Raw genomic sequence first — 960 nt, forward strand, 5'->3', positions numbered from 1 at the left:
AATAAAAAAGGCGCCATTTCTGGCGCCCGTATCTGGGTTATAAAATTCAGCTAATCGTGATGCCTGCAGTGGCTTTCTTCATCACAACAACCAGCAAATCGCTGATACTTGCTGTGGGATACCAGTCATTTACCCACCATGCTGATACAGAAAACTCCAGTGTCATTACGCCACTGCCTGCAGGCATATCAATAACACCCGTGTATATCAGCGTATTATCCAGAGCCGTTCGGTTATAAATCTCAGCCCCGTTTTTCTTCACTATCAGGCGGCATGACGAATAAGTATCGCTATTCTCCCGCTCATGTCTGGCACCGCTGAAAGCCACCGCTGGAATAACAATTTGCCGGTCAAACGGCTGATCGTCATAAACCCTGACGGTAATGGTCCCTGATGGCCACCGCTCCGGTGCACGGGAGTCCCGGGGGAAAGCTTTGCCCACTGTTTTAACGAGATCGCCTTCAATCTGGTTCGCGGACAGTTTTCCCAGAACCCGACAGTTCTCGTTAATCGTGACGTTGTTGAGCGTCCCGGAGTTCGCGTTCACGTTACCGCTGATATCCGCATTTTTCGCCGTCAGCCGCCCGTCCGGTGTCAGGGAAAATACCGGAGGATTGCCGCCACTGGTAATGGTGGGAGCCGTCAGATATTTCAGGAACACTTCATTCATGTATATCTGATCGCCCTGCCCAACAAACATCGGCTTTGTGTTGCCATTCGCAGGATTAATCATCGCAATCCTGTCTGCCGCCAGCAGCACCTGACTCTGCATGCCGTCAGGGGTGTTTTCAATACCGGCACCAATACCCGCGATATAAAGGCGTCCGTCCTGCATCTGCTGCAGCTTCACAGCCCACATGCTGTTCAGGTTATTATTTGTATCAACCTGAACCTTCTGTATCTGCTGGATCGCTGCACTCTGGTCTTCCAGTTTCTTATTGACGGTCTGCGTGATTTCAT

The 960-nt window shown here is 50.7% G+C and carries 1 protein-coding gene; it reads right to left on the minus strand.

Translation table 11 applies throughout. The features are described from left to right. Window positions 1–46 precede the first annotated feature (46 nt). The coding region (locus A7098_RS22700; protein WP_105281465.1) for a DUF1983 domain-containing protein at window positions 47–960 on the minus strand (914 nt) is incomplete at its 5' end.

Origin of the sequence: Escherichia sp. MOD1-EC7011, assembly GCF_002965005.1 — a bacterium.
Lineage (GTDB): Bacteria > Pseudomonadota > Gammaproteobacteria > Enterobacterales > Enterobacteriaceae > Escherichia > Escherichia ruysiae.